Genomic DNA, 25,745 nt, shown 5'->3' with positions numbered 1-25,745 from the left:
TTAGCGAGGGGGCTGCACGCACCAATAGTGGCGGCCGGATGCGGTTTTTACACTGGACCGCAATGCAAGGGTGACCACGCCGATTCCCTGTAGGAGCGAGCCTGCTCGCGATGAACCTGAGAGCGCCACGGGGTGCCAGGTTTCCAGCGTCATCGTTGACGACCATCGCGAGCAGGCTCGCTCCTACAACGGGGCATGCGTGTAGCCCCACTAACAATAAACAAAACGGAGAATGCCCATGCTGCGTTCAGCGGTTGCGCAACAAGACGCATCGATCGGCGTTGACGAGAATGTCGTCGACAGCCAGGCCTTTGCGCAGGTACTGGATGAAGTGCGCCGGCGCCGCGAAGAATTCGACACTGGCTCCCACGTGCCACGGGACATGATCGAGCGCTTCAAACAAGTGGGCATCTACCGTGCCGCCACGCCGAAATGCTTCGGTGGCGACGCCCTGGCACCGCACCTGTTCCTGCAAATGATCGAACGCATCTCCGAAGCCGACGGCTCGGCGGGCTGGGTGGCCAGCTTCGGCAGCGCCGGTGTCTACCTGGCAGCCTTGCCGCGGGAAACCCTGGCTGAACTCTACGCCGAAAGCCCTGACCTGGTGTTCGCTGGCGGCCTGTTCCCCTTGCAACCGGCCGAGGCCGTAGAAGGCGGCTATCAGGTCAGCGGCACCTGGAAATTCGCCAGTGGCTGCAAAGGCGCAGACCTGTTGGGCGTCGGCATCGGCGCCGCTGGCGGCAAGCCGCGCACCGCTGTGTTCCGCCCGGAGCAGGTAGACATCATCGAGAACTGGGAAGTGGTCGGCCTCAAAGGCACCGGCAGCCATGACCTGCGAGTGACCGATAAACGCGTTGACGAGCGCTGGACGTTCATCCGCGGCGGTGCCTCGACCATCGACGAGCCGCTGTTCCGCTATCCATCGATCGCCTACGCCGCGCAAGTGCTGGCGGTGGTCAACCTCGGATTGGCCCGTGCCGCGCTGGACGAAATCAGCCGCATGGCGGGTGGCAGCGGCATCACCGGCGCGCCGAAATTGTCCGACCGCGCTTACGTGCGCATCGAGATCGCCAAGGCTGAAGCCAAGCTCAGCGCCGCGCGCGGTTTCTTCTACAACGCCACCGAGCAGGTATGGAACTCGATCCTGGCCGGCAACCCGGTCACGCCGGAGCAGACCAGCCTGTTGCGCCTGTCGGCCATTCATGTGTCCCAGGCCGGTGCCGAGGTGGTGCAGAGCGCCTACAGCCTGGCCGGCACCACCGCCATTTACCTGCGCCATCCGCTGCAACGCTACTTGCGTGACTCGATGGTGGTGACCCAGCACGCCTTCCTCAGCGAAGGCCTGTACGACGGCGCCGGCTCGGTGTTCCTCGGCGTACCGCCGTTCCCGGGCTACATCTGAATCCCCATTACTTTTTCAAGGAACCGCACCCATGTCGCAAACCACCCAAGAGCCATTGCGCGTCGTCTTCTGCATCGGCATCACCCAGAACTTTTTCGACCTGCCCACCGGCGAAGGCCTGAGCGTGTGGAAAGGCTTCAGCCAGATGATGGGTGACCTTGGCGCGATGCCCGGCATCACCGTGCTCGGCGCGATGGATGACGACCGCTTGATGGTCGGCCCGTCCACCACTTCGCCGTGGACCGTGTACATCATGGCCGACGTCGACTGCCACCAGTCGGTGATCGACGCCTGCAACCTGTTCCGCACCACACCGGTCGGCCAATACAGCCTGTGGCGCTACGCCAAGATCGAAGCGCGCATCGGTCGTCCGCTGACCATTCCTGACGCGGCCAAGGTGTAAGCCATGAACGAGGCCTTGCTGCAGCGTCTGGCGACGCTCGAAGGGGAAAGCGCAGTGCGTCGCCTGATGGCGCGCTACATGGACCTGTGCGATGTGCCGCGGGCGGCGATTCATCTCGACCAGTTGGCGCAGTTGTTCACCGAGGATGCGATCTGGGAAGGCCTCGGCACCCAGACCGCGCAGACCTTCGGTCAGCACCAGGGGCGAGAGGCGGTGGCGGCGTTTGTCGGCGGTTATCTGCCGCCGTCCGACCACTTCAAGCTGAACCTGCATTACCTCACCAGCGAGTCGATCGTGGTCGACGGCAAGGCGGCGCAGGGGCAGTGGATCATGCAGCAGATCTCGACCTACGCCGATGGCCGCAATGAGTTGTTCGGCACACGCCTGAACATCGATTTCCGTTGTGTCGACGGCGTCTGGCTGATCGCGCATTTCCGCACGCAACGGCTGTTCAAAACGGAGCTCTTCACCTTGGGAGCGGGCGCATGAGTACGTTCATCAGCGAATTCCTCCTCGGTGGCAACGGCAAGCGCGTCGCCATCAAGGACTCCATCGACATCGCCGGCCATCCGACCCGCTCAGGCAGCCGTGCGTTCGCCGATGCACCGGCGGCGACGCAAAACGCCGAGGTGGTCGATGCGATCCTCGATGCTGGCTGGCAGATCGTCGGCAAGACCAACCTGCATGAACTGGCGTTCGGCGTGACCGGCATCAACGACTGGACCGGCACTCCGATCAATCCGCAAGCGCCGGACCGTGTGCCTGGCGGCTCGTCCAGCGGTTCGGCTTCGGCGGTCGCGGCAGGCCTGGCGGACGTCGCCATCGGCACCGACACCGGTGGTTCGGTGCGGGTGCCGGCAGCGTGCTGCGGGATTGCCGGGCTCAAGCCGACTTATGGTCGCGTCAGCCGTGTCGGTGCGCATCCACTGGAATCGAGCCTCGATTGCGTCGGGCCGTTCGCCAAAAGCATGGACGACCTGATCGCCGCGATGCAGGTGATCTGCCCGGGCTTTACCGCTCAAGGGCTGCCAGGCGACGGCGTCAGGGTCGGCTTTCTCGAGGTGGCCTGTGATTCGCACCTGCAAGCCAGCCTGGGTGCCGCCGCGGACCGCGCCGGATGGCGTCGCAGCAACCTGCACCTGAGCGAATTCGAAGCAGCGTTTGCCGCGGGCCTGACCGTGATCAATTTCGAAAACTGGGCGGCGTTCGGCCACCTGACCGGCAAGGGCCTGATCGGCGCCGATGTGGAAACACGCTTGCTGGCGGCCAGCCGCACCACGCGCGAAGAGCTGGCCGATGCCTGCGCCGTGCGCACGCGGTTCACCCAACAGGTGGATGCAGCACTGGAAGACTTCGCCGTATTGCTGTTGCCGACACTGCCAACCTTGCCGCCAACCCTCAGCGAAGCCCGCGCTGGCAGCAAAGCCGTGGCCGGCATGACCCCGCTGGTGCGGCCTTTCAACCTCAGTGGTCACCCCGCGCTGACGGTGCCGGTGGAACTCGATTGCGGCGGGCTGAAAGTCGGCCTGCAAATCGTTGGCCGCAAAGGTCAGGACGAACTGGTCTGCGCCTTTGGTGCGCAGCTGCAAGCCTCTACCACTCAATCATAAAAAGAAGCCATGAGGAGAACCGCATGAGCACTCATGAATATCAGCTGATCGCAACGTCGAAAAGCCCCGAAGACCTGGTCCAACATGACCGCGTCGACGTCTCGCTGTACAACGACCCGGCGCTGTTCGAAGCCGAGCTGGACAAGATTTTCTACCGCACCTGGGTGTGGGTTGCCCACGAAAGCGAAGTGCGCAATAGCGGCGACTTCAAGACCGCCACCATCGGCCGCCGCCCGGTGATTGTGGTGCGCGACAAGAAGAACAACATCAACGTGCTGGAAAACCGTTGCCGGCACCGTGGCGCCACCGTGTGCGAGAAGCACAAGGGCAACGCCACCGGTTTCACCTGCCCGTACCACAGCTGGTCCTATGGCCTGGATGGCAAGCTGCGTGCGCTGCCGTATCCGGACGGCTACGAAGGCATCCTGGAAAAGTCGGAACTGCCGCTGACCAGCCTGCGCGTCGAGAGCTACGCCGGCATGGTCTTCGCCAGCTACAACGACGAGATCGAGCCGCTGGAAGACTTCCTCGGCGGCGCGAAACACTGGATGGACCTGTTCATGAAGCAGGGCGCCGGCTACCCGATCAAGACCCAGGGCGAACACAAGTTCAGCTTCAAGGGCAACTGGAAGATCCAGCTGGAAAACACCACCGACGGCTATCACTTCCCGATCGTGCACAAGTCGTTCATGTCGTCGGTGGATGAAGAAACCTCGGAAATGCTCTCGTTCATGACCGACGAGCAAGCCGTGACCCACTCCCTGGGCAACGGCCACAGTGTGATGGTGATGGTGCCGGAGCACGTCGACCTCGATCACGACGACGGCACCGAGCAGTTGCAGGAGCGCTTTGCCCATGTGACTGAAGAACTGTCGAAGACCCTGCCGGCCGATCAGGTCCGTCGCATCGTGCGCTCGCTGCACGGCGCCGGTTTCAACCTGAACCTGTTCCCCAACGTGGCGATGTCGATGTCGTTCTTCCGCGTGCTGCGCCCGGTGTCGGTCACCGAAACCGAGATCCGCCACGTAGCCCTCGGCATGGACGGCGGCCCGGAAATCGCCAACCGCGAACGCATGCGCATCCACGAACACTTCCAGGGCCCGTTCGGTTTCGGCAGCCCTGACGACGCCGAAGCCTGGGACCGCGTGCAGCGCGGCTCGTACGCCGGCGTCGATGCGCCAATCCTGGTCAACCGCGGCCTGAACCGCGAAATCACCGCTGAAAACGGCGACAAGGTCAGCCACGCCACCGACGAAGGCGGCATGCGCGGTGCCTACGACATGTGGAAAAGGATGATGAGCCAATGAGCAATCACGACACACTGAACGGTTTTACCGGTCCCTTGGCCCAGGCCATCGAGTTCATCTGGCGCGAAGCCGAACTGCTCGACCACAAGAACTACGCCGAATGGGCGACCTTGTGGAGCGAAAGCGGAAAGTACATCGTGCCGATCGACCCGGAGACCGAGGATTTCGAAGCGACCCTCAACTACGCCTACGACGATGCGCGCATGCGTGACCTGCGCATCGAACGCCTGACCGCCGGCTACTCGCCGTCGGCGGTGGACGCGGCGAAAACCATTCGCACGATCTCGCGTTTCCGCCTGGTGGAAGCGGCCGGCGACATCGTCGAAGTCAATTCGGCGCAGTTGCTGTACGCCTACAAGCGCGGTGTGCACACGCCGTTCGTGGCCGACCTGAACCACCGTATCCGCTTCACCGACGGCGTGCCGACCCTGGAGCGAAAAGTGGTGCGCCTGATCAACTCCACCGACAGCCTGAGCGCGCTCGGCTTCCTTTTGTGAGGGCAACATCATGAGTCGAGTAGCCCTCGTAACGGGTGCCTCGCGCGGACTGGGCGAATGCATCGCCCGCCGTCTGCACGCAGCCGGTTATCGCGTCGGCCTGGCGGATGTGCGCCTCGATGGCGTGCAGCGACTGGCTTTGGAACTCGATGGTAGCGGCGCCAGCGCCGTGGCCATTGAACTGGATGTGCGCAGCAAGGCTGACTTTCAGCGTGCCCGCGATGTGCTCGCCGAGCGCTGGGGCGGCACCGACATTCTGGTGAACAACGCCGGTGTGTCGAAAGTCGCGGCGCTGATGGAGATCACGCCGGAAGAGTTCGATGAGTCGATGGCGATCAACCTGCGGGGCACCTTTGTCGCCTGCCAGGTGTTCGGCGCGCACTTCGCCGAGCGCGGCTTCGGTCGCATCGTCAACATTGCGTCCCTGGCCGGGCAGAACGGCGGCACCGCCACCGGCGCGCATTACGCGGCGGCCAAGGGTGGCGTGGCGACCCTGACCAAAGTCTTCGCCCGTGAACTGGCGCCCCAGGGCGTGACGGTCAACAGCATCTCGCCAGGTCCGCTGGACTTGCCGGTGGTACGCGAAACCGTGGCTCCGGAGCGTCTGGAACAGATCCTGAAAATGATCCCGGCGGGCACCCTCGGTGACCCAACGTTCATCGCCGACAGCGTGTTGCTGCTGATCGCCGAGAACGCCGCCTCGGTAACGGGTGCGTGCTGGGACATCAATGGCGGTTTGTTCATGCGCTGAGCAGCAGAAAAATGCCCCCACCCTGTAGGAGCGAGCTCGCTCGCGATGGTCGCCAACGATAACGCGGGAAACCTGACACCCCGTGTTGTTCTCAGGTTCATCGCGAGCAGGCTCGCTCCTACAAGGTGCAGTAAACCAAAACAACAGTATTCAGGTGATGCAATGATGAAGGTGAAGATCGAAAGGATCGTCGACGAAGCGCTGGATATCCGTTCCTTTCGCCTCGTGCGCAGTGACGGCCAGCCGCTCGACACCTATGAACCGGGTGCCCACGTCGACCTGACCGGGCCGACCGGGGTGACCCGTCAGTATTCGCTGTGCAGCCCGCCGCAGGATCGCCGTGCGTATCTGGTGGCGGTGAAGAAAGAAGCGCAGTCGCGCGGTGGTTCGCTGGCGCTGCACGAGCAAGTGGAAGAGGGCATGGAGCTGGAAATGGGCGCGCCGCGCAACCTGTTCCGTCTCGATGACAGCGCCCGCGAGCACGTGCTGTTCGCCGCCGGTATCGGCGTGACGCCGCTGTTGAGCATGGCTTATCGACTGGCGGAAAGCGGTCAGCCGTATCGTTTGCATTACTTCGCCCGTTCGGCGCAGTACGCGGCGTTTACAGAGCTGTTGGCGACGAAGTTCGCCGCCCACGTGGAATTTCATTACGGCGTAGAGCCGGCGGATCTGGACGGCGCGTTGAGCGAATGCCTGGCGCGTGCCGGCAGCGCCGCTCACGTCTATACCTGCGGCCCGGCACCTTTCATGAACAAAGTGGTGGAAGTGGCGTCCCGCAGTCGCTCTGACGATTCGATTCACCTTGAACACTTTGCCGCAGACCCGGCCGCCAACAGCGCTCCGGCCGGCACGTTCGAAGTGGAGCTGGCCAGTTCCGGCGTGGTGCTGCAGGTGCCGGCCAACGCCAGCCTGGTCGACGTGTTGCAGGCCCACGGTTGCGACATCGACACCGAGTGCCGCGAAGGCATCTGCGGCACCTGCATCGTCGAGGTACTGGACGGCGTGCCGGAGCACCGCGACAACTGCCTGTCGAACAAGGAAAAGGCGTCCAACAAACAGATTTGCGCGTGTGTATCACGGGCGCTTTCCGCTCGTCTGGTATTGGACATTTAACCCGTAGGTCGACTGGAAAGCTTGGGCCGGAGCCTGTTGAATGGGCGCCCGGCGGCCGTCGAAGGAGGAGATGGCTACAGAAACAACCGTTTTGACGAACCGCTCGATGAAGCGGTCGAAAAATAACAACAAAAACGTGAGGCTTTGCGGACATGATTACAGCATCGACGGTGCGCAACGAGGCGTTCGAAAGTTGGTTGAGCCAGGTGAACCAGGCCTGTGGGCGTTTCGATGCCCGGGCGCTGGACACCGATTTCTACGGCGAACTGGCGGAATTTCGCAGCGGTGCGATCAACCTGAGTGTGGTCGACATGGCGCACGTGCATTTGTACCGCACCAGCAAGGACGTCAGCACCAGCAGTGACGGCCACTACTACGCGGTGTTCCAGATGCGCGGCAGCTCGCAACTGGAGCAGGGCGACAACCGCGCGCAACTGGGCTGTGGCGACATCGCCCTGATCGACGCCAGCCGTCCGAGCGACATGATCTACAACGACGATTGCCGACAGCTGTCGCTGATTCTTCCGCGTCAGGTGGTCGAGCGGGGTTCGCACTTCAATACCGTCAACTGCGCCACGCGCATCGCGGCCGGCAGCCCCCTGGCGGCGATGGCCAACAAACTGGTGCTGGACACCCGCCAGCAGGAAGGGCTGGACATGCAGGAAAGCGAGGCCGTGCTCGATGCCCTGGCCAGTCTGTTGCTGCCGGGCATCAGCGCCCGGGACGGCGGTGCAGACGCCCATGAGCGGCAGTTCCGCAAGATCATCGCCTTCATCGACGCCCACCTCAGCGACGAAGAACTGTGCCCCGAGCTGATCGCCCGTGAAGTCGGGATTTCCGTGCGCGGCCTGTACCGGATGTTCTCCAAGCGCGGCCTGGTGGTGGCGCAATATATCAAGCACCGCCGCCTGGACTTCTGCGCCGAAAACCTGCGTCGCGCCGATGTCGAGCAGAAGCTATCGGCACTGTGTTATGCGTGGGGCTTCTCGGATTCGAGCTACTTCTCGTCGGCCTTCAAATCGCGCTTTGGTGTGTCGCCGGGTGCTTATCGCAAGCGCTATAGCTGCTGAATTCGATGTTGAATGGGCTGGCCCCATCGCGAGCAAGCTCGCTCCCACAGTGGATCTGCGTCGTACACAGAGCCAATGTGGGAGCGAGCTTGCTCGCGATGTCGGCCTCATGACCGCTGCAAATCACTCAGTGCCGCACCGGCTCATCCACCGGTAAATGCAGCACCTCGCGCACCAGCATGGCGATGCTGGACACACCCATCTTTTCCTTGATCTTGGTGCGGTGCACATCAACGGTCTTCACGCTGATGTTGAGCTCCCGGGCAATCACCTTGCTGGCCTTGCCATCGATCACCAGCATCAACACTTCCCGCTCACGGCTGGTCAGCAGTGCCAGCTTGCTCTGCAGGTTCTGACGCTGCTGCTGATCGGCCTGGGCGTGCACGGCGGTCTTCAGCGCGGCCTGGATGCGGTCGATCATCTGCTGCGGGTTGTAGGGCTTCTCGACGAAATCCAGCGCGCCGTTCTTCATCGCCGTGACCGACATCGGAATATCGCCATGGGCCGAGACGAAAATGGTCGGCAAGGTACTGCCGCGCTGGTTGAGGATTTCCTGCAACTGGAAACCGCTGGTCTCCGGCATGCGCACGTCGAGCACCAGGCAGGCGGGCTGCTTGGGGTCGTACTGGCTGAGGAACTCTTCGGCGCCGGCAAAGCACTGCGCCTGCACGCTCACCGACTCCAGCAACCAGGCCAGTGAGGTTCGCAGGTCCTTGTCGTCGTCAACGATATAAACAATCGGTTTTCGGATTTCCATCGGGGCTGCCACGAAAGTTTTCTAATTATTGTTTTCGCACGCGAACGCGCGGCACGCATCGGCTCATCGTTCTGGAGCCTGTATGCAGAATACCCACTGTGGCCGGCCCTTGCGATAAAGAAACCACCTAGTCGACTAGCGGAAACCCAACCCTGCCATGGGGATCGTCAGAATGGTTGCGGCGCACCCGCAGCCTTAGTCTTGTTCCATCACCTACGGGCCGCCAGATAGCGGTCCTCCTGAAGGAAGGGGCATCGACATGGCCGACCTGAGCCAGCAGCAAATCGACTTTCGCAACGCCATGGCGCAGCTGCCTGCCGCGGTGAACATCATCACCACCAACGGCCCCGGCGGTCGTTGCGGCATCACCGCCAGCGCCGTGTGCTCGGTGACCGACTCGCCACCCACCGTGCTGGTGTGCGTCAACCGCAACAGCGCCACCCACGACGTGTTCCGCACCAACGGCCATCTGTGCGTCAACGTGCTGTGTGGCGAGCAGGAAGAACTGGCCCGTCATTTCGCCGGCATGACCCAGGTGCCGATGGCCGAGCGTTTTGCCTGGGACCTGTGGGACGACGGCGCGGCGGATGTGCCGGTGCTGCGCGATGCCCTGGTGCAGCTCGAAGGGCGTATCAGCGAGTGCAAGGAAGTGGGGTCGCATTCGGTGATGTTCGTGGAGCTGACGAAGGTGGGCGTGCGCGAGCCACGCGATAGCCTGGTGTATTTCAACCGGTTGTTTCATCGCGTTGAGCATGCCAGTGCAGCTTGAGCAAGACCGCGTTATCGTTCATCGCGAGCAAGCTCGCTCCCACAGGAATCTGTAGTGAACACAAAGTTTGTGTACGACTGAGATCAACTGTGGGAGCGAGCTTGCTCGCGATGGCGGTGCCAGTTTGGAATGCATGTTTAACGGCTGTAGGAGTAACTTCCTGCAAGCCACAACGCCTTGCGTCATTGCCTACAGCTACGCCAGAATCCGCCGGCTTGTGCGCCCTGGAGGCCATCGGTAACTTGGTCCGCGTCACTGATTCCCAGTGATCGGGTTTAGCAGCCCGTGGTATTTGAAGGTCGTACGAGTGTCCGTCAGGCAGGTATTCCATACCTGCATTTGATGGTGGCTGTGCGCAGGGCGCCCTTGGGCGCGCCGGCTTTCTTCTTTTCCCCGGTCTGCTAACCTGCGTACAGCCGCCACCCCCTCGTTTAGCAGCGACGGTGTGGTTGCATCACAACGGAAAAGAACATCATGTTCAAGGTTACGCCTGATCCACCAGACAACGATTCCTGCCCCAACCCGGCCGCTCACATCATGGCCACCTCGCACAAACCCTCCACACTGTTCACCATCAACCCCGACATCAACACAGCAACCCTGCTGGCCCACGCCTGCGAATCACTCGCTTCAGCCAGTGTCATGGCCAACGATCTGGCGGGTTTTCTGGAAGGCACGCACCGCAACACCCTGCTGGGCATCGCGCAAGTCATCATGCTGGGGGAGTTGGCGGTGAATCGGGCGCTGGATCAGGTCGATCGGCCCGGTTAACCACTAAACACTGTGGGAGCGAGCTTGCTCGCGATAGCGGAGTATCTGTCAGCAATGATGCTGGATGTGATGACCCCATCGCGAGCAAGCTCGCTCCCACAGTGGATCGTCGTCGAACACAAGTTCTGAGTTCACTGAAATCCAGTGTGGGAGCGACGGTGCGGCGATCCGACCTGCTCGCGATTTCGATGTATCAGGCCTGCAAATACTCCCGAGCCAACAAGCAAGCCCGCTCAATCAGCATCGGCGCCATTTCAATCGCTGTCGGCGTGCCCTGGCGGGTGTGAATCCAGCCCAGGTACGTGGTGCCACGCAGCATCAGGAACAACGCCAGTGTCTTGCGATCCGCCTCGGTCAGCGGCTTGACCGCGTTGTAGCCGTCGAGCAGCGCCACCTTGATCTGATCAAAGCGCGGGTCATCCAGGCAGAAGTACAGCGCCGTGGCCAACTCGAACATGTGCCAGCCAAACCCCGCATCGTCGAAGTCGATCAGGCGCAGTTGCGGGCCCTCGATCAGCAGGTTCTCTGGCACCAGATCCGCGTGAATCATGCCGAAGTTGCCCAGGTGCCGACCGTACTGGCGCAAGTCCTTGCGCGCCGTACGCCGGGCCTGTTGCAGCAGATCCCGTTGCTCGTCGCTCAGCTGCTCCAGCTCCCAGAAACGCCCCCAGAACGGATTGGCGCCGATCAGGCCTTCTTCATCCCAGGCATGCCGGACAAACTCGTCCGGTTGTTGCCATTCCGCTGAATGCAGGTGAATACGCGCGGCAATGGCGCCGGCTTCACTGAACAGAAAATCGATTTCGGTATCGGCCTGCACCCCGTTCTCCGAGGTGCCGGTGGTCGCGCCGGGCAGCCAGGCGAGCATGTCGATGTGGCGCGGCTCGCCGATGGCCTGGTGGGTGACTTCGATCAGATGGCTTTCATTCTGTGCGCGGATAATCTGCGGCACGGTAATACCTGCGCTGGCCAGGGCTTCCATCCATTGCAGCTCGGAACGCAGTGCGGCCTCGCAGTGATAACCATTGCGATGGATGCGCAGGGCGACGCGCTGACCGTCGTGACGGCGGGCCGAGAACACTGCGTTCTCGCGGAATTTCACCAGTTCGATGTCGGCGAATTCGCCGTTCCACTGTTGCAGGGCATGGCGCGCCAGTTCGTGCAGACGGGTGACTTGCTGGTCATGGGGCAGGGTGTGGAATTCAGTCATGGCAGGGCCTCAAATCGCGCTCAGGGCGCTGTCCAGTGTGTCGACGAACAAGTCAGCGTGGTCGCGGCTGAATACCAGCGGCGGGCGCAGCTTGAGAATGTTGTCGCCAGCGCCGATCTTGCTGATCAGCACGCCGTTCTCGCGCATGTCGTTGACCACCTTGCGCGCCTCCAGTCCAGCCGGTTCCTTGCTGGCGTGGTCACGTACCAGCTCCATGGCGAAGAACAGACCCTTGCCGCGCACGTCGCCGATGATCGAGTGCTTGCCGGCCAACACCTGCAGGCGTTGTTGCACATAGGCACCGACGTTTTGTGCGTTTTTCAGCAGTTGCTGTTCTTCGATCACATCCAGCACCGCCATGCCAACCGCTGCCGCGACCGGCGAGCCGCCGAAGGTGTTGAAGTACATGGCGTGGCGACCGAAGGATTCGACCAGCGCCTTGTGGGTGATCAACCCGGCCAGTGGATAGCCGTTACCCATCGGTTTACCAAGGGTGACGATATCCGGCACCACGCCGTGGGCCTGATGGCCCCACAGGTGATCGCCGGTACGGCCGAAACCGGACTGCACTTCATCGGCGATGAACAATCCGCCTGCTGCACGGATCAGCGCCGCCGCCTTGTTGACGAAGCTGGCCGGTACCCGTGGCAGCCCTTCGTTGGCGAACAAGGTGTCGATCAGCAGCGCGGCGGGGCGAATGCCCTGGGCTTGCATCGAGGCAATCGCCGCCGCGATGTTGGCCGCGTACTGCTCGGCCAGTTGCGCTTCGGCGGTGCCGGCCGGTGCGTGGTACAGGCACGGAATCGGCACGGCCCGGGCATGGGCGGCGAAGGGTTCCGGCGAGGGCAGGGCAGTGGTGACTTCGGCCAGCGATGCCGAGTTGCCGTGGTAGTTGTAGTCGCTGACGATGATGCCGGTGCCGCCACTGGCGAACCGCGCCAGGCGCAGCGCCAGTTCATTGGCCTCGCTGCCGGTGCAGGTGAACATCACGGTGTCCAGCGGCGCGGCGAAGGTCGCGGTCAGGCGCTCGGCGTAGCGCACCACGTGTTCATCCAGGTAGCGGGTGTGGATGTTCAGCGTGGTGGCCTGGCGGTGCATGACCTCGGTCACATGGGGGTTACAGTGACCGACGCAGGGCACGTTGTTGTAGACGTCGAGGTAGCGGCGACCGTCGACGTCGAACAGCCAGACGCCTTCGCCACGCACCAGGTGCAAGGGCTTGTTGTAGAACAGCGGCGAGGCGCTGCCGAGCACGCGATGGCGGCGTTGCAAAAGAGTGTCTTCAGGCATGGTCTGGAACCTCGATGACGGTGGCGCGACGGTTGCGCAACAGGTAATTGAAAATGCACAGGGTGAAGGTCACCGCCAGGGCGAACAGCATCAGCATGTCGAGCTGGAAGCAGGCGGCGATCACCACCAGCGTCAGGGCCAGACCGAACCAGGCAACCAGTTTGCCGCCGACCAGTGTGAACGGCCGTGGCAGGTCCGGTTGGTTGCGTTTGATGTGCAGGTACGCGCCGAAAATGAACAGGTAGCAAACGTTGAGCAGCAAAACGACCGCGAGCATCACCGTGGCCGGGTCCACTTCGGACAGCGGCAGGCCGATGGCACCGATCAGCAACAGCGCCGGGTAGGGCGTGCCGCGTTTGCCGGTCTTGCCCAGCCACTGCGGGAACAGGCCGTCGCGGGCCATGGCGAACAGTTGCCGGGAGGCGGCGTACACCAGGGAAAAGAAGGTAGCGATCAGGCCGAACACCGCGCCGCAGCCAATCACCCTGGCCAGCCATGAACCTTCACCGAAGGCGCTGTTGCTGGACATCGCGGCGTACAGCGGATCGCCTGCCGAACCGACCAGCTCGACACCACCGGCACCCGGTGCGCATACCAGCACCACCAGCGCGGTCACCAGCAACGTACCAATGGCCGCCAGAATGCCGCGGGGCATGGTGCGACCGGGATTGTGCGCCTCCTCGGCGGCCGAGCCGGTTTGCTCAACGGTGATGAACAGCCAGATCGCGAATGGCACGCAGGCGAAGATACCGCCAAGGCTGACCGGTGTTGCGACGCTGGCGGGCAACTTCAGCAAATTGGCCAACTCGACATGGGGCGCCATGGCCACGCCAAATGTGAGCAGGGCAACGACGGCAATCACGCCGGCAATGAACGTCAGGGCCATGGCCTCACCGACACCCCGCATGTGGATGCCGATGATCACGGCGAACAGGGCGATCTTCACCGGCCAGCCACCGAGGCCGAAAATTGATTCGGTGTAGGCGCAGATAAAGGTCGCAGCTGCACCGGTGCCGATGGTCAAAGCCAGGGCACAGGCCACGCCAACGAGGTAACCCACGAACGGCCCGAACGCACTTTGCGCATAGACGAATACACCGCCAGCACTGGGCAGCGCGGTGGACATTTCCGCCACGCACAACGCCAGGCCACCGCAGAGCAGGGCCATCAACAACGTGGCGATCAGCATGTTCAGCCAGCCACCGGCCGCCAGCCCGAAGTTCCAGCCGGAAAACTGCCCGGCCACCACCAACGCAATTCCAAGGCCGGCAATCTTTGGCCAGCCCAGCGCACTTTTCTTGAGCACAGAAATCTCCCGCGACCCGAGGGTCGATTTATTGTTGTTAGTGAGAAATGGAGGGGTTCAGCGTTGCATTGCAGGGCGCCCAGGAGCGGGTTGTGCCCTGAGGTCGGGTTCGATACTACGCCCGGGGGGCGCGGCGACATGTTTGCGCGCATGCCATGTGGTTGGTTGTGGGTGCCAGATTTGTGCGGGCTTGCCTTGATCTCTGTGGGAGCGAGTTTGCTCGCGATGGTGGAGTGTCAGTCAACGATGGTGCTGGATGTGGTGGCCTCATCGCGAGCAAGCTCGCTCCCACAGGGATCTCGGGTGACCACAAAGTTTGTGTATGGCAAAAATCCAGTGTGGGAGCGAGCCTGCTCGCGATGGCGGAGTGTCAGTCAACGATGGTGCTGGATGTGATGGCCTCTTCGCGAGCAAGCTCGCTCCCACAGGGGATCTGGGCTGTACACGGATTTTGTGCACGGCAGAAATCCAAATGTGGGAGCGAGCTTGCTCGCGATGGCGGAGTGTCAGTCAACGATGATGCTGGATGTGGTGGCCTCATCGCGAGCAAGCTCGCTCCCACAGGGATCTCGGGTGACCACAAAGTTTGTGTATGGCAAAAATCCAGTGTGGGAGCGAGCTTGCTCGCGATGGTGGAGTGTCAGTCAACGATGGTGCTGGATGTGGTGGCCTCATCGCGAGCAAGCTCGCTCCCACAGGGGATCTGGGCTGTACACGGATTTTGTGCACGGCAGAAATTCAAATGTAGGAGCGGGCTTGCTCGCGAAGGTGGAGTGTCAGTCAGTGGAGATGTTGGATGTGATGGCCTCTTCGCGAGCAAGCCCGCTCCCACAGGGGATCTGGGTTGTACACGGATTTTGTGCACGGCAGAAATCCAAATGTGGGAGCGAGCTTGCTCGCGATGGCAGCATATCAGGCAACCAAAATCTCAGATCCGAAAACTCCCCACCAACTGATTCAACCGCGCCGCCTGCTGCTCCAGCTCGGTACAAGCCCGCAATGTCGATTGCAAATTCTCCACGCCTTGCCGGTTCAGGGTGTTGATCTGGGTGATATCGACATTCAGGGCCTCGACCACCGCGGTTTGTTCTTCGGTGGCGGCGGCGACGGACTGGTTGACGTTGTCGATCTCGCCGATGCGCTGGGTCACGCTGCCCAGGCGGGAGCCGGCGAGGTTGGCGATGGTGACGCTTTCTTCGCTGTGGCGCTGGCTCTCGGTCATGGTGGTGACCGATTCCCGCGCGCCCACTTGCAGCTCTTCGATCATCTGCTGGATCTCCAGCGCCGATGCCTGGGTGCGTCCGGCCAGGCTGCGCACTTCGTCCGCCACCACCGCAAACCCACGACCCGCTTCACCCGCCCGCGCGGCTTCAATCGCTGCGTTGAGCGCCAGCAGGTTGGTCTGTTGGGAGATGCCCTTGATCACTTCGAGGATCTGTCCGATGTTCATGGTCTTGTCGTTGAGCACTTCGATGTTGGCGCACGATGCACTGATCTTGCCGGACAGTTCGTTCATCACCTCGATCGTGCGCTGCACCACCTGGCGCCCATCCTCGGCTTGCTGGCGTGCAGATGAAGCCTGTTGCGAGGCATCGGAGGCGTTATGGGCGATTTCCTGTGCGGCGGCGCCGAGCTGGTTGATTGCCGCCGCCACGCTGTTGGTGCGGGTGGATTGATCGTCGAAATTGCTCATCGACGAGTTTGAAGCATCCAGTACCCGCCGAGCGCCTTCGTTCACCCCCAACGCCGCCGATGACACCTCGCGGATCGAATGGTGGATGCGCTCGACAAAGCGGTTGAAGGCGGTCGCCAGTTGGCCGATTTCATCTCGCGATTGCACTTGCAGGCGACGGGTCAGGTCGCCTTCGCCGAGAGAGATGTCTTCCATGACTCGGGTCAGCGCTTGCAGTGGCCGGGTGATGCGTTGCGCGGTGTACCAGATCAACAACAGGCCGAGCAGGGCCGAGCCGCCACCGAGCAGCAGTTCAAGCGCAGTGCTTTGCACGCCCTGGGCATCGAGTTCTTTCTGCAACGTAGTGACCGGTGCCAGCAACACGTTCTGCGGCACACCGACCAACACGCCCCATGGCGCAGCTCCGGCAATCGGTGCCAGCGGTTCAAGCACCTTGATTTGCCGGGCATCGACAAACACTTTGGGCTGGCCCTGACGCAGGCTGTCCATCACTTCGGCATTGTCCATCGGCTGACCGAGGCGACCGACGTCCTGGCTGTTGGCAGAAATCACCCCTCGGGGGCTGACGATGCTGATCTCGCCGTTGCCATCGAACAGTTCACGGGCGCTGGTTTCGCTGTTCTGCTGCAGGGCGGCGAGGTTGATGTCCAGTCCCACCACGGCGATGACCTTGCCGTTTTCCAGCAACGGGAAGGCAACGCTGGTCACCAGTTTGCGGCTTCCGGAGGCTTCATCGAAGTAGGGTTCCAGCACACAGGCCTGGCGGGTGTCGCGGGCGCAGGTATAGAAGGCGTTGTACGGTGCGCCGCTCGGCCCCGGCTTGGTGTTGGCAAGCAGGCCTTCGTCGCCGATGACCGCTTGCAGTTCGCCGGGTTTGCTCTGCACCCAATAGAGCGCAAAGCGACCGGTTTCGTTGCTGCCCAAGGCGGCCTGGCCGGCGAAGTCGGCGTCGGCACCGTCGAGTCCACCGGGTTCGAAAATGACATAAAGCCCGAGCAGGTCGGGCTTGTCGATCAAGGCTTGGTGAAGCTGGGTGCTGAGTTCCTGGCGCAGTTGCGGGCGAGTCAGGCTGCCCTGATGTTGCAACTGTCGCAGGTACAACAAGTAGCGCGATAACCCCTGGCCGTATTCGTGGGTCTGCATGAAGGTGCGTTGCACTTGCATGGCCTGCACTTTGCCCAGGGCCTGCATGTGTTCCCTGGCCGCATTGGCGAGCATGTCGCCACTGGCCTCGGCCACTTGCCGGCTGCTCTTGTGGGTCTGATAGAGCGACAAACCCATCAACAAGCCGACGACCAACAGCAGACAGAGACCGGCGAGCAGGGCGATCTTGCTCTGGATCGTCAGGAATGTTCTGTGCATTGGAAATACCTTTTTCCACGCGGGCAATGGCGTGGCCACTGCCCGCGGCCGAGATTAGAAGCCGGTGGCGAACACCACCTGGGCGTAGACGTTCTTGTCGTTGTTACCCAGTTGGGTACCACCGTCTTCGGCGCTCTTGTCCGGTTGGTAGATGCCCACCAGTGGCATCACGGTCAGGTGGTCGTTGATGTGCCATTCGGCGTACAAGTCGACTTCGTGGCCATCGGTGTTGCCCAGGTTGCGGTCGATGGTGTCGAAGTTGAAGTACATCGCGCCGACGGTGAGGTTCTCCAGCGGCGAGACTTTCAGCGTGACGTTCTGGATGCGCGAGTTGCTGTTGAACGGCCCGGCGTAGTTGCCCGCCACTTCACCCTGGAACCAGGTGCCATAGCCACGGCTGAAACCGTAGAACAGGGTGTCGTAGCTTTCCGAGAAGCGGCTGTAGCGGTAGCTGGCGCTAGGCGTCCAGACCGCGTCGGAGAAGGTCCAGCCGGCTTCCAGGTACCAGGCGTCTTCGCTGGAGGTGTTGGGTTTGTCCTGCTTGGCGTATTCACCGGACAGGAACAGGTCTTTCACCCCGGCGTTGCCCGCCGCACGCAGGCTGTAGGTCTTCATGCCGTCGCGTTCGAGCTGGATCGGCGAGGCGTACTGTTCATCGATATCGGTGGTCTTGATGAAGGTCAGGCCGACCGTGCCGGCCTCGGCCACGTGCTCCAGGGTGCCGACGTACATTTCGGTCTTGGCCTGGGCGCGGTTGTCGGATTTGAGCCACATCAGGTCGCTGCGCCAGCCTTCCTTGCCGCCCAGACGCAATACGGCGGTTTCGTCGAAGGCCTTGCGTGCCGCCAGGTAGTAGGCGCCGCCCCGGTTGAATTCGCCGTCGGCCAGGCCTTTGCCCATGTTCAACGCGTCGCCGTCGATCAGGAAACCGTCACCGACCACAATGTTCTGGCGACCGAAGGACAGGTCGACGCCGTCACTGCCCAGCGCGCCGAACAGATCGGCCGAGCGCCAGCCGAGGTAGGCGTCTTCGAACTTGGTGGTGCGTTCCGAACCATCGGAGAAGCCGGCGGCATCGCCATCGCCCCAGGTGCCGGAGCTGAGCATGTTCGCCGCGCCGTACGCGGTGCCCACACCGCCCAGGCCTTGATCGAAGCTCAAGCCGTATTTGATGTAGCCCTCGCGCCACGACGAGCTGCCTTCATTCAGGCGACCGGACAGGGCGTAGTTTTCCTGGCTGTGGAAAATGCCGAACACGGCTTCGAGGGTAGCGTTCAGATGGCTGTCGTCATCGGCGTAGAGTTCATAGGCACCGGCATTGCCGGCACTGATCATCAGCGCGAGCGTCGAGAGACGAAGCAAGGGGGACTTGAGCATGGTGTGGCATCCGTTCTTGTTCTTGAGCGCAGGTTTGCGGTCTGTCCGGATACTAAGGCGCGGCTATTGTTTGCCCTTTTCCCTGTTTGCCAATTAGTTGGTTGTGCATGCCAGATTGCATGGCGCGTTGCCACGACGCCGGTTCCTGGTGCACGAGACCAGGCGCTGCGCAGTAATCGCGCACGGATCGGCATGGCCACCGCGGTATTTCTCGGTGGCGAGCGACAGGAACGAAAAGTGCAGGGCGCCTCGCAGCGACTAATGCGATGGATGAGGCTACGATGAGCAATGCACAACAGGTCGAGCGCTTTGATCAATGGCTCGACAAGGTCAATCAGGTCTGCGGGCGCTTTGGTGCCAATGTGTTGGGGGCGCAGTTTGCGGGCTCTATCGATGAGTACCACAGCGGTGAGCTCAAGATGAGTTTTGTCGACGTGGCCCAGGCCCGACTGTTCCGCACCCAGCATGAGATCGATCAGGGCGAAGGCTCGCATTTCTACGCGGCGTTCCAGCTGGCCGGCGAAGCCGTGATGGAGCAGCAGGGCAGTTGCATCACCCTGTTGCCGGGGGATATCACGCTGATCGACTCCACGCGTCCGAGCAACTTTGTGTACCGCAACAACGCCCGTCAGTTGTCATTGATACTGCCCCGGGAGCGGGTCGAACAGCACCTGCGTTACACCACGGTCAAACCCGCGCAGCGCATTCCGGCTTCGGCGCCGATGGCGGGGTTGGCCAAGCGCCTGATCCTCGGTTCAACGGAGCAAGGCCTCAATCACGCGGAAAGCGAAGCGACGCTGGACGCGGTGATCAGCCTGCTGCGCCCGGCGATGGGGGCGAGCGAGTTGGACGACTCACCCCAGGCTCGCACCTTCCGCAAGGCCTTGCGCGTTATCGATGAACACATTGGTGACGAGGCGCTGTGCCCCGAATGGCTGGCGGCCGAGGTGGGCGTCTCCGTGCGCGGCCTGTACCGGCTGTTTTCCCGACACGGCCTGGTGGTCGCGCAATACATGAAAAACCGCCGCCTGGACCTTTGCGCCGAACAACTGCGCCATGCGCGGGGTGAGGGCAAATTGTGTGCGCTGGGCTACGAATGGGGCTTTAACGATTCGAGCTATTTTTCCACGGCGTTCAAGGCGCGCTTTGGTGTTTCGCCGGGTGAGTATCGCAAGCGCTACATGAATTGAGCGTGACCATTTCCCGGTAGGAGCTGCCGCAGGCTGCGATCTTTTGATCTTGCTTTCAAAAAATAAGCTCAAATGATCGTCCGAACGCGGCTCGAGCCTACGGTAGCTCCGCATCGCTTGAAGCTCTGTAGGCGGGTGCGTTCCTTTTCCTACTGCACGGACTGAGCAGTGCATCCCCAAACATCACTGCCAACAACGTAGCGGACACCATCGTCGCCAGTTAGAAGCTCACCACAGAACGGCATACGATCATCAAGGTTACCGTTCGTCGTATTTTTTAAAATTTAAAATCAAACTTCAAAAAATATCCTTTGAAAAAGAAAGACATTTCTTACTCTGTCCTACAGATCTCTGAGTTCAGTGTCTTTCGGCTTGTTTCAGTTTTGAGTCAACTTTGGTTTTGGATTTTAAGTACTTATAGATATCTGCCAGTGCGATGCCATTTTTTAAACAGAGAGTGAACGAAAAACGATCCGGAAATCTCGCACGAATTTTCCTTAGATGTTGAGTGAAAATTCCTACGCACAAAAAAATGGCCTCTTGCGTCAAGTTCTGGAAGTTACTAAATATAGAAGGGTCACTAACTTTGGTGGCGTTTTCTTTAATAGCGAGTAAACAATGATGAACAGCGAAAACTTTGGAGACGTTCTTTATCTTGGCGATGAGTTTGAATACGGCTCATGCCCACACATGGCTGGAGGGTCTGGCGGTCAAGGCGGATGTGGAGGTAGCGGCGGATGTGGGGGTGGCGGCGGTTGTAGTGGCGGGAGCGGCGGAAGCGGTGGGAGTGGAGGGAACGCAGTAACTCCTCAGGTATCGTCCGACAACGACTGACAATTCATCAAGTATGGCTTTTCTGGTGTTAGCCAGAAAAGCCATATAAAGGAACTGGATGATGTTAAATATACAAAGCTACGAAATACTTAATTTTCACTCTGATAATTTAGTAGTTTCAAGGAAAGGTGTTTCGAAGATCAGTTCGCCATCTTTGGTGGCGGCTCTGACTAAGTTAAAAAGTTATAAGAATATTTCAAAGGCTGAGTTTTTGGAGATATTGTCGGAGCATGGCTTAAATCCAGAAGCCGCCTATGATTTTTTAGAAAAAGCGCTCTCTATTAAAGAAGACCCTGGTGAAATTTACTTTGAGAAAACAATTGTGGCCCATGACTGGGACAAAACCACCGAACTAGAGGCATTGTTAAGAAGTGAGATCGATACCCCGTTAGAAATAAGTGATATCTCAGACTCGCTTAAGGACATTGTTTTAAGTAAGAAATGCTACATCGTAATCGCTTGCATGAATTATGATTATGATTTTATAAAGAAAATATACTTCGATGTTGTAAATGCTGCGCCGGACAGTGCGATCAGTGTTTGTTATCGCTCGGGTAATTCGTTCTGTATCAGTCAGCCGTACTTGCCGAAAGTCGGAAATCCATGTCATTTTTGCAGCATAGACAGGCTGATAAACTATGAGGAATATCATAGTGGCAGGAATACTTGGTCAAGGCTGCTTAATTTTTGCAAAAATAAGCATATAGCCGTTCCTACCGATTCGCTAAATATCCTGCAGCGATCATTGGTTGTTGGGGCGATTGCAAAGAAAATAAAGCTGCTAACGAAACCTGGTAGTGAATATCGTTATCAGGATAATGTACTTCAAGACTCCTATGTTGATTTTAATGGTAACTTCGTGAGGGATGTCTCGGCCTCTCATTGGTATATGTGCGACTGTTTGAGGGTGCAGGGATGAAGTATATACCCCATGACTATTATCTGAAGTTCATGAGTTCAACTGTTCATGCGGAAACCTTGGACTTTCACGTAAAGGGGAATTATACGATCCATGATGCATTCAAGCATGCAACTCGTCTTCATAATGTCAGCAATGAGCAGCTTACTCAGTTAACCGGGAACGAACTGCGGCTTTACCCGGATCTAAATTTGGAATTCCCTGTTCGCTCTGAATTGAATTTGGATTCGGATGTTTGTCGTGATGAATCATGTGAAGCCTTCTCCAGCACAAATATAGTTTTTTCGAAGCTAGAAAAGCTTATGTCTCCTGTGCTTTCCCCAAGAAAAAATAGTTATAAGCGTGGATATCCAAGCGGTGGTGCATTATATCCAGTTGAGATGTTTATTTGTTCTCTGATGGATGATGAGGAAAGTTGGCCATGTTCTGAAAAGATCTTGCATTTACTACCGCGGTCGAGGAGGTTTGAAGTAATGCAGGGTACACAAAATATCGATGATTTTAAGAGGGCAATTTTGTCATCTCCAGGCAGTATTGGCACACCTCGTATAGCGATAGTTTATGCCGTCTACATACCTAAAACACTATTTAAGTACAGATATCGAGGGTACAGACTTGCGCTTATGGAGGTTGGATCAATTTACATGCTGATCGAATTGCAAGCCAAAAAGCTTGGATTGCGATGCAGGTTGTGGTCCGCGTACACAGACACGATGCTGTGTAAGGCAATAGGTCTTAATCCAACTCTTTTCTTTCCTATGTGTGTGCACTTCATTGGTGAGCAATGTGATTCTATATAATTCTAGTCACTACTCAACGTTACCTGGTGCATTGATTTGTCAGCCAGCCTGCTTACTGTCTCTTCCGTCTTCTGTTGAAGTAGAAGACCCTTGGTTAAACGGAGGATCTGGAATAGGGAACGGTTCCTCCTCTATAAAAGCGGCGCTAGGTGAGTACTTTGAAAGACGGCATTTCTATATGGAGGTTAAGCCCGACGTAGTAGGGGGTATCACTCATACGTTGTCGAGATTTGAAGCTGGGAAGTTTATTTATGCTTTTTCTCAAACTAATGAGAGTGATTTGACATCCGCGCAGCTTGCCAAACATTCATATAATTTGACGGAGGTGTTGCGTGTATCGGATTTTTCTTGCTGTCACATACCTACCGCATGTGTTTCTCTTAACTATAATAAAATTGAAAGTGAAAATTCAATATATCCGCTGCGAGATACATGCGGTTGCAGTTTTCACTACCGATTTGAGGATGCAGCTTTTGGGTCGATAAAGGAATATTTGGAAAGGCAGTTTCTAGCAAGATTTTGGCTCACAAAGGAATGCACTCAGCTGGTTCTTGAAACTGACATCAAAATAGCCCTGAGTGAAGGTCGCGCTCAAACGTTATACGACGCACTATGCAAGTCAGGTGAGATTACGGTTATCGATATAACAGATTATGATTACCCAGGTGTATGTTTGTTGGCTGTTTACGGTCAAAAGGATAATAAGCGTCACGTTAGGTATTGCGCCGGAATGTCGTATGCGGAAACGCTAAGCAGCGCACTTGAGAAATCAATCTATGAGCTGTGGCAAACCTACAGATTCATTGATTTGTTTCGAGCTACTGAGGGTGACGTCGAAGAGGTTAAAGATTCATATTTGAAGTATTTTTTAAGCTGTAACACCTATGGAACATATAAGGAGATAACTTCGGTAAATTTCCGTGGTTCCGACACATCAGAGTCTTCGCTTGAGTTTAACTTGTCTGGACTTTTGGCTGCGCTCAAGTCTCAGCGGATTGATGGTTATCTCTACGTTAATTCTCTTGTGATGCAGAGCGGCTTGTATTTTTTCTGTAAGTTTGTTTCTCCCGATTTATTTTTGCATATGAATAACTCTAGGGGGATAAATTTCCGCAATAAATACTCTGAGAGATTTATGGGGCAGATATTTTCTGAACGGAAAAAAATTATGGTTCCATTTCCATGAAAGGGTGACTCATGACAGCTTTTACAATATCAAGATCTTTCGAGCTTACGTGGTTGTTTGTGAAGGAACAGCTAAAAGAACCTGTTGCGCTTTTTTGGATTATTGTTTCGCCGGTAGCGACCTATTATTTGCTGGCATACTCCAGAGGAGAGCTTTCTCCTTCGGGTATGAGCTATTTAGAAAGCACTTCTTGGTTTCATGCTTATATTTCTTCAAGTGTCGCTTTTTTTGGCTTCTCCTTTTACATCGTAGGTAGAAGGGAAAGTGGATTCATTAGATCGTTTGTATATACATCCGAAGCCAAGCTGATATTTGTGTTAGCGCAGTTTTTTGCTTGCTCACTTATTTCTTCGATTTACTGTGCCGCTTTCTATGTGTTGACATGTTTTTCTTTTGGAGGCTTTGATGTGGCTGAGTTTTTATTGGTTTTTTCTCGGTTTTATATCTGCTATGTATTGTTTTGTGTGCCTGGAGTTCTGTTGAGCTTGTTGCCTGTTAGTTTTCAGAATGCCAATACAATTTTCTCCGTGACGTCATTTGGAATGCTTGTGTTGGGTGTTCTAAGTGTTCGCGATTTGCATCCTGTATTGGATATTATCAAAAGGTTTAATCCTTTATATATTGCAAATCAAATAATGATTGGGGGGGTTGAAAGGCACCCGGTTTTGATATTGGGGGTTTTCTTTTCTTTTATTACTGTATTTTTGTTGTCCTTGCGATTTTTGCGCATAAATCCAGTGTGGAGTCGGTATTGATGGGTATTATAAAAGCTAGTTCGCTTTGTTTTGAGTATTCTGAAAAAACAATATTCAATGACGCATCTATCAGTGTGATTCCAGGCTCTATTACCGGTCTGCTGGGTCCAAACGGCTCTGGAAAGACTACGTTTTTCGATATTGTATGCGGCTTGAAAAAGGCGAAAGAAGGGCAGCTTGTCAATAGGTTTGTCAGGCAGCTTTATTTATCACAGACGATCATGACGCCCCCCGTGCTGCGTATGTTCGATATCTTTAAAATGACTACATTACTTTGCTCTCCGATCCGAATGTCGCAAGAGCATGCTTTGAAAAAGCTCGCTGTCTGGAGCCCGGAAATAATTGAGCGATATAAGGAAATCTGGAGCAAAAAGTCTTCTGTTTGCAGCTATGGCGAAAAGCGTTGGTTCTTTACTCTATCATTGCTGGCTGTAGAGGCGGATCTGGTGATACTGGATGAACCCACCGCTGGAGTTGATCCTGAGTTCAGACACTACATTTGGAAGTGTTTGCGTGGAGCTGCTGCTGAGGGAACGGCAATTCTAGTGTCTTCACATAACATCGAGGAGGTTGTGAGCAACTGTGACAACTTTTATATGATCAGCATGCGACGGTTTGTACCGTTCAGCTCCGGTAAAGAGTTCTTGGACTCTTACGGTGCAAGCACTCTGGATGAAGCTTTTATCCGCGCGGCGGTTGCACCCGTGTTCACGGCGCCTTCTACTCAAAAAAAATAACGAGGTCACCGCCTTCTCAGCTCAGCTAAAACGAGCTCCTGATGTCGCATACCTGCACGTGCTGTTTCTAATACGCAATCTGGCACAACCGCCAACACAACTGGCACGCAGGGCAAAACCTGCGTGTCGGCGACCACCGACAATCCCTACCAACCTGCCGAAGCACCGTTGCCTCGGCATTTTTAGTGTTGGCGTTCGCCTGCTGGCGGGCGCGTGGATTTTCAAGGTCGTTTTCCTATGTTCACTTCGCTGCGTTTGCCCGTGATCGGTTTGCTGTCTTTCACCCTGGTTCAGGCGGTGTCCGCCGCCGAGTGCGCCCCGGACACGCGCCGTGGTGCCGAAGTGTTTGCCACTGAGTGCAGCGTCTGCCACGCGGTGACCAAGGGCACGACCGGCATGATGGGGCCGAACCTGTTCGGTGTGTATGGACGCAAGTCCGGCTCGCTGGCGGGCTTCAGCTACTCCCAGGCCATGCGCGACAAAGACGTCGACTGGCAGGCCGAGAACATCACGCAATTGATCACCCAGCCCCAGGCTTTCGTGCCGGGTACCTACATGCCCTACATGGGCCTGGCTTCCGCCGACGACCGCCAGGCGGTCGCGTGCTTCCTCAAAGAACAACACTGATCAGGCCGG

Annotated in this window: 22 protein-coding genes and 2 pseudogenes; 17 read left to right on the top strand and 7 right to left on the bottom strand. The window is 58.1% G+C overall.

Going from position 1 to position 25,745, the window contains the following annotated elements; all coding sequences use genetic code 11:
• The first annotated feature begins 238 nt into the window (after positions 1-238).
• The 9 genes from PSJE_RS26155 (at position 239) to feaR (PSJE_RS26115) (ending at position 8,153) form a co-directional block, all read left to right on the top strand.
• Positions 239-1,402, top strand: coding sequence for an acyl-CoA dehydrogenase family protein (locus tag PSJE_RS26155; RefSeq protein ID WP_090454799.1), 1,164 nt, complete (start codon positions 239-241; stop codon positions 1,400-1,402).
• A 31-nt stretch (positions 1,403-1,433) separates the two neighbouring features.
• Positions 1,434-1,805, top strand: coding sequence for a hypothetical protein (locus tag PSJE_RS26150; protein ID WP_057715413.1), 372 nt, complete (start codon positions 1,434-1,436; stop codon positions 1,803-1,805).
• A 3-nt stretch (positions 1,806-1,808) separates the two neighbouring features.
• Complete coding sequence (locus PSJE_RS26145; RefSeq protein WP_090454800.1) at positions 1,809-2,294, top strand: nuclear transport factor 2 family protein; 486 nt, start codon at positions 1,809-1,811, stop codon at positions 2,292-2,294.
• Positions 2,291-3,415, top strand: coding sequence for an amidase (locus PSJE_RS26140; protein WP_090454801.1), 1,125 nt, complete (start codon positions 2,291-2,293; stop codon positions 3,413-3,415). Before PSJE_RS26145 ends, PSJE_RS26140 begins: the two co-directional genes overlap by 4 nt.
• Positions 3,416-3,438: 23 nt before the next feature.
• Entirely contained in the window at positions 3,439-4,722 is a 1,284-nt protein-coding gene (locus PSJE_RS26135; protein WP_057715410.1) for an aromatic ring-hydroxylating oxygenase subunit alpha, read from the top strand.
• Positions 4,719-5,219 (top strand): aromatic-ring-hydroxylating dioxygenase subunit beta, encoded by a 501-nt coding sequence (locus tag PSJE_RS26130; RefSeq protein WP_090454802.1) that lies wholly within the window; start codon positions 4,719-4,721, stop codon positions 5,217-5,219. The genes PSJE_RS26135 and PSJE_RS26130 overlap by 4 nt, the downstream gene beginning before the upstream one ends.
• Before the next feature lie 10 nt (positions 5,220-5,229).
• Entirely contained in the window at positions 5,230-5,970 is a 741-nt protein-coding gene (locus PSJE_RS26125; RefSeq protein ID WP_090454803.1) for an SDR family NAD(P)-dependent oxidoreductase, read from the top strand.
• 162 nt (positions 5,971-6,132) lie between these two features.
• Positions 6,133-7,083, top strand: a complete 951-nt coding sequence (locus tag PSJE_RS26120; protein WP_090454804.1) for a PDR/VanB family oxidoreductase — start codon at positions 6,133-6,135, stop codon at positions 7,081-7,083.
• A 152-nt stretch (positions 7,084-7,235) separates the two neighbouring features.
• Positions 7,236-8,153 (top strand): transcriptional regulator FeaR, encoded by a 918-nt coding sequence (gene feaR / locus PSJE_RS26115; protein ID WP_090454805.1) that lies wholly within the window; start codon positions 7,236-7,238, stop codon positions 8,151-8,153.
• A gap of 127 nt (positions 8,154-8,280) precedes the next feature.
• Here feaR (PSJE_RS26115) and PSJE_RS26110 read toward each other — a convergent pair whose 3' ends face one another.
• Entirely contained in the window at positions 8,281-8,910 is a 630-nt protein-coding gene (locus PSJE_RS26110; RefSeq protein ID WP_090454806.1) for a response regulator transcription factor, read from the bottom strand.
• A gap of 259 nt (positions 8,911-9,169) precedes the next feature.
• Here PSJE_RS26110 and hpaC point away from each other — a divergent pair, with 259 nt between their 5' ends.
• Together hpaC and PSJE_RS26100 are read left to right on the top strand one after the other, a co-directional pair.
• Complete coding sequence (gene hpaC, locus PSJE_RS26105) at positions 9,170-9,679, top strand: 4-hydroxyphenylacetate 3-monooxygenase, reductase component (protein WP_057715405.1); 510 nt, start codon at positions 9,170-9,172, stop codon at positions 9,677-9,679.
• Positions 9,680-10,153: 474 nt separating this feature from the next.
• Positions 10,154-10,450 carry a DUF6124 family protein gene (locus PSJE_RS26100; RefSeq protein ID WP_090454807.1) on the top strand — a complete coding sequence of 99 codons (297 nt, stop codon included), beginning with the start codon at positions 10,154-10,156 and terminating at the stop codon, positions 10,448-10,450.
• A 193-nt stretch (positions 10,451-10,643) separates the two neighbouring features.
• Here PSJE_RS26100 and PSJE_RS26095 read toward each other — a convergent pair whose 3' ends face one another.
• The 6 genes and pseudogenes from PSJE_RS26095 to PSJE_RS26075 all read right to left on the bottom strand — a co-directional run bounded on the left by PSJE_RS26095 (position 10,644) and on the right by PSJE_RS26075 (position 18,688).
• Complete coding sequence (locus PSJE_RS26095) at positions 10,644-11,660, bottom strand: phosphotransferase enzyme family protein (protein WP_090454808.1); 1,017 nt, start codon at positions 11,658-11,660, stop codon at positions 10,644-10,646.
• Between the two features lie 9 nt (positions 11,661-11,669).
• Positions 11,670-12,950 carry an aspartate aminotransferase family protein gene (locus PSJE_RS26090; RefSeq protein WP_090454809.1) on the bottom strand — a complete coding sequence of 427 codons (1,281 nt, stop codon included), beginning with the start codon at positions 12,948-12,950 and terminating at the stop codon, positions 11,670-11,672.
• The gene (locus tag PSJE_RS26085) at positions 12,943-14,256 is read right to left on the bottom strand and encodes an amino acid permease (RefSeq protein WP_090454810.1); all 1,314 of its coding nucleotides are present in this window, start codon (positions 14,254-14,256) and stop codon (positions 12,943-12,945) included. The genes PSJE_RS26090 and PSJE_RS26085 overlap by 8 nt, the downstream gene beginning before the upstream one ends.
• Before the next feature lie 928 nt (positions 14,257-15,184).
• A pseudogene (locus tag PSJE_RS32345) lies at positions 15,185-16,222 on the bottom strand (methyl-accepting chemotaxis protein); the annotation flags it as partial.
• Between the two features lie 360 nt (positions 16,223-16,582).
• Positions 16,583-17,092, bottom strand: a pseudogene (locus PSJE_RS32340) (cache domain-containing protein); the annotation flags it as partial.
• A gap of 273 nt (positions 17,093-17,365) precedes the next feature.
• A complete protein-coding gene (locus PSJE_RS26075; RefSeq protein ID WP_090454812.1) occupies positions 17,366-18,688 on the bottom strand; it encodes an alginate export family protein in 1,323 nt (440 codons plus the stop codon).
• A gap of 281 nt (positions 18,689-18,969) precedes the next feature.
• On the opposite strand from PSJE_RS26075, the gene feaR (PSJE_RS26070) reads away from it, so the two are divergent.
• The 6 genes from feaR (PSJE_RS26070) to PSJE_RS26040 all read left to right on the top strand — a co-directional run bounded on the left by feaR (PSJE_RS26070) (position 18,970) and on the right by PSJE_RS26040 (position 25,736).
• Positions 18,970-19,878 (top strand): transcriptional regulator FeaR, encoded by a 909-nt coding sequence (gene feaR / locus PSJE_RS26070; protein WP_154862758.1) that lies wholly within the window; start codon positions 18,970-18,972, stop codon positions 19,876-19,878.
• A gap of 895 nt (positions 19,879-20,773) precedes the next feature.
• A complete protein-coding gene (locus PSJE_RS26065; RefSeq protein ID WP_157858929.1) occupies positions 20,774-21,631 on the top strand; it encodes an McbB family protein in 858 nt (285 codons plus the stop codon).
• 786 nt (positions 21,632-22,417) lie between these two features.
• Positions 22,418-23,617 carry a YcaO-like family protein gene (locus PSJE_RS26055; RefSeq protein ID WP_090454815.1) on the top strand — a complete coding sequence of 400 codons (1,200 nt, stop codon included), beginning with the start codon at positions 22,418-22,420 and terminating at the stop codon, positions 23,615-23,617.
• 11 nt (positions 23,618-23,628) lie between these two features.
• On the top strand, positions 23,629-24,372 hold the full coding sequence (locus tag PSJE_RS26050) for an ABC transporter permease (protein WP_090454816.1): 744 nt from the start codon (positions 23,629-23,631) through the stop codon (positions 24,370-24,372).
• Entirely contained in the window at positions 24,372-25,109 is a 738-nt protein-coding gene (locus PSJE_RS26045; RefSeq protein WP_057715397.1) for an AAA family ATPase, read from the top strand. Before PSJE_RS26050 ends, PSJE_RS26045 begins: the two co-directional genes overlap by 1 nt.
• A gap of 237 nt (positions 25,110-25,346) precedes the next feature.
• A complete protein-coding gene (locus PSJE_RS26040) occupies positions 25,347-25,736 on the top strand; it encodes a c-type cytochrome (protein WP_090454817.1) in 390 nt (129 codons plus the stop codon).
• Positions 25,737-25,745: the final 9 nt, after the last annotated feature.

It is taken from the genome of Pseudomonas jessenii, from assembly GCF_002236115.1.
GTDB classification, from domain to species: domain Bacteria; phylum Pseudomonadota; class Gammaproteobacteria; order Pseudomonadales; family Pseudomonadaceae; genus Aquipseudomonas; species Aquipseudomonas jessenii.
The sequence above is the reverse complement of the archived record's forward strand: the minus strand, read 5'-3'. Positions and strand labels throughout refer to the sequence as shown.

Excerpts from the sequence above, each read along its gene's own strand:
- PSJE_RS26155 (WP_090454799.1), top strand. The coding sequence starts at position 239 with ATGCTGCGTTCAGCGGTTGCGCAACAAGACGCATCGATCGGCGTTGAC.
- PSJE_RS26150 (WP_057715413.1), top strand. The coding sequence starts at position 1,434 with ATGTCGCAAACCACCCAAGAGCCATTGCGCGTCGTCTTCTGCATCGGC.
- PSJE_RS26145 (WP_090454800.1), top strand. The coding sequence starts at position 1,809 with ATGAACGAGGCCTTGCTGCAGCGTCTGGCGACGCTCGAAGGGGAAAGC.
- PSJE_RS26140 (WP_090454801.1), top strand. The coding sequence starts at position 2,291 with ATGAGTACGTTCATCAGCGAATTCCTCCTCGGTGGCAACGGCAAGCGC.
- PSJE_RS26135 (WP_057715410.1), top strand. The coding sequence starts at position 3,439 with ATGAGCACTCATGAATATCAGCTGATCGCAACGTCGAAAAGCCCCGAA.
- PSJE_RS26130 (WP_090454802.1), top strand. The coding sequence starts at position 4,719 with ATGAGCAATCACGACACACTGAACGGTTTTACCGGTCCCTTGGCCCAG.
- PSJE_RS26125 (WP_090454803.1), top strand. The coding sequence starts at position 5,230 with ATGAGTCGAGTAGCCCTCGTAACGGGTGCCTCGCGCGGACTGGGCGAA.
- PSJE_RS26120 (WP_090454804.1), top strand. The coding sequence starts at position 6,133 with ATGATGAAGGTGAAGATCGAAAGGATCGTCGACGAAGCGCTGGATATC.
- feaR (WP_090454805.1), top strand. The coding sequence starts at position 7,236 with ATGATTACAGCATCGACGGTGCGCAACGAGGCGTTCGAAAGTTGGTTG.
- PSJE_RS26110 (WP_090454806.1), bottom strand. The coding sequence starts at position 8,910 with ATGGAAATCCGAAAACCGATTGTTTATATCGTTGACGACGACAAGGAC.
- hpaC (WP_057715405.1), top strand. The coding sequence starts at position 9,170 with ATGGCCGACCTGAGCCAGCAGCAAATCGACTTTCGCAACGCCATGGCG.
- PSJE_RS26100 (WP_090454807.1), top strand. The coding sequence starts at position 10,154 with ATGTTCAAGGTTACGCCTGATCCACCAGACAACGATTCCTGCCCCAAC.
- PSJE_RS26095 (WP_090454808.1), bottom strand. The coding sequence starts at position 11,660 with ATGACTGAATTCCACACCCTGCCCCATGACCAGCAAGTCACCCGTCTG.
- PSJE_RS26090 (WP_090454809.1), bottom strand. The coding sequence starts at position 12,950 with ATGCCTGAAGACACTCTTTTGCAACGCCGCCATCGCGTGCTCGGCAGC.
- PSJE_RS26075 (WP_090454812.1), bottom strand. The coding sequence starts at position 18,688 with ATGCTCAAGTCCCCCTTGCTTCGTCTCTCGACGCTCGCGCTGATGATC.
- feaR (WP_154862758.1), top strand. The coding sequence starts at position 18,970 with ATGAGCAATGCACAACAGGTCGAGCGCTTTGATCAATGGCTCGACAAG.
- PSJE_RS26065 (WP_157858929.1), top strand. The coding sequence starts at position 20,774 with ATGTTAAATATACAAAGCTACGAAATACTTAATTTTCACTCTGATAAT.
- PSJE_RS26050 (WP_090454816.1), top strand. The coding sequence starts at position 23,629 with ATGACAGCTTTTACAATATCAAGATCTTTCGAGCTTACGTGGTTGTTT.
- PSJE_RS26045 (WP_057715397.1), top strand. The coding sequence starts at position 24,372 with ATGGGTATTATAAAAGCTAGTTCGCTTTGTTTTGAGTATTCTGAAAAA.
- PSJE_RS26040 (WP_090454817.1), top strand. The coding sequence starts at position 25,347 with ATGTTCACTTCGCTGCGTTTGCCCGTGATCGGTTTGCTGTCTTTCACC.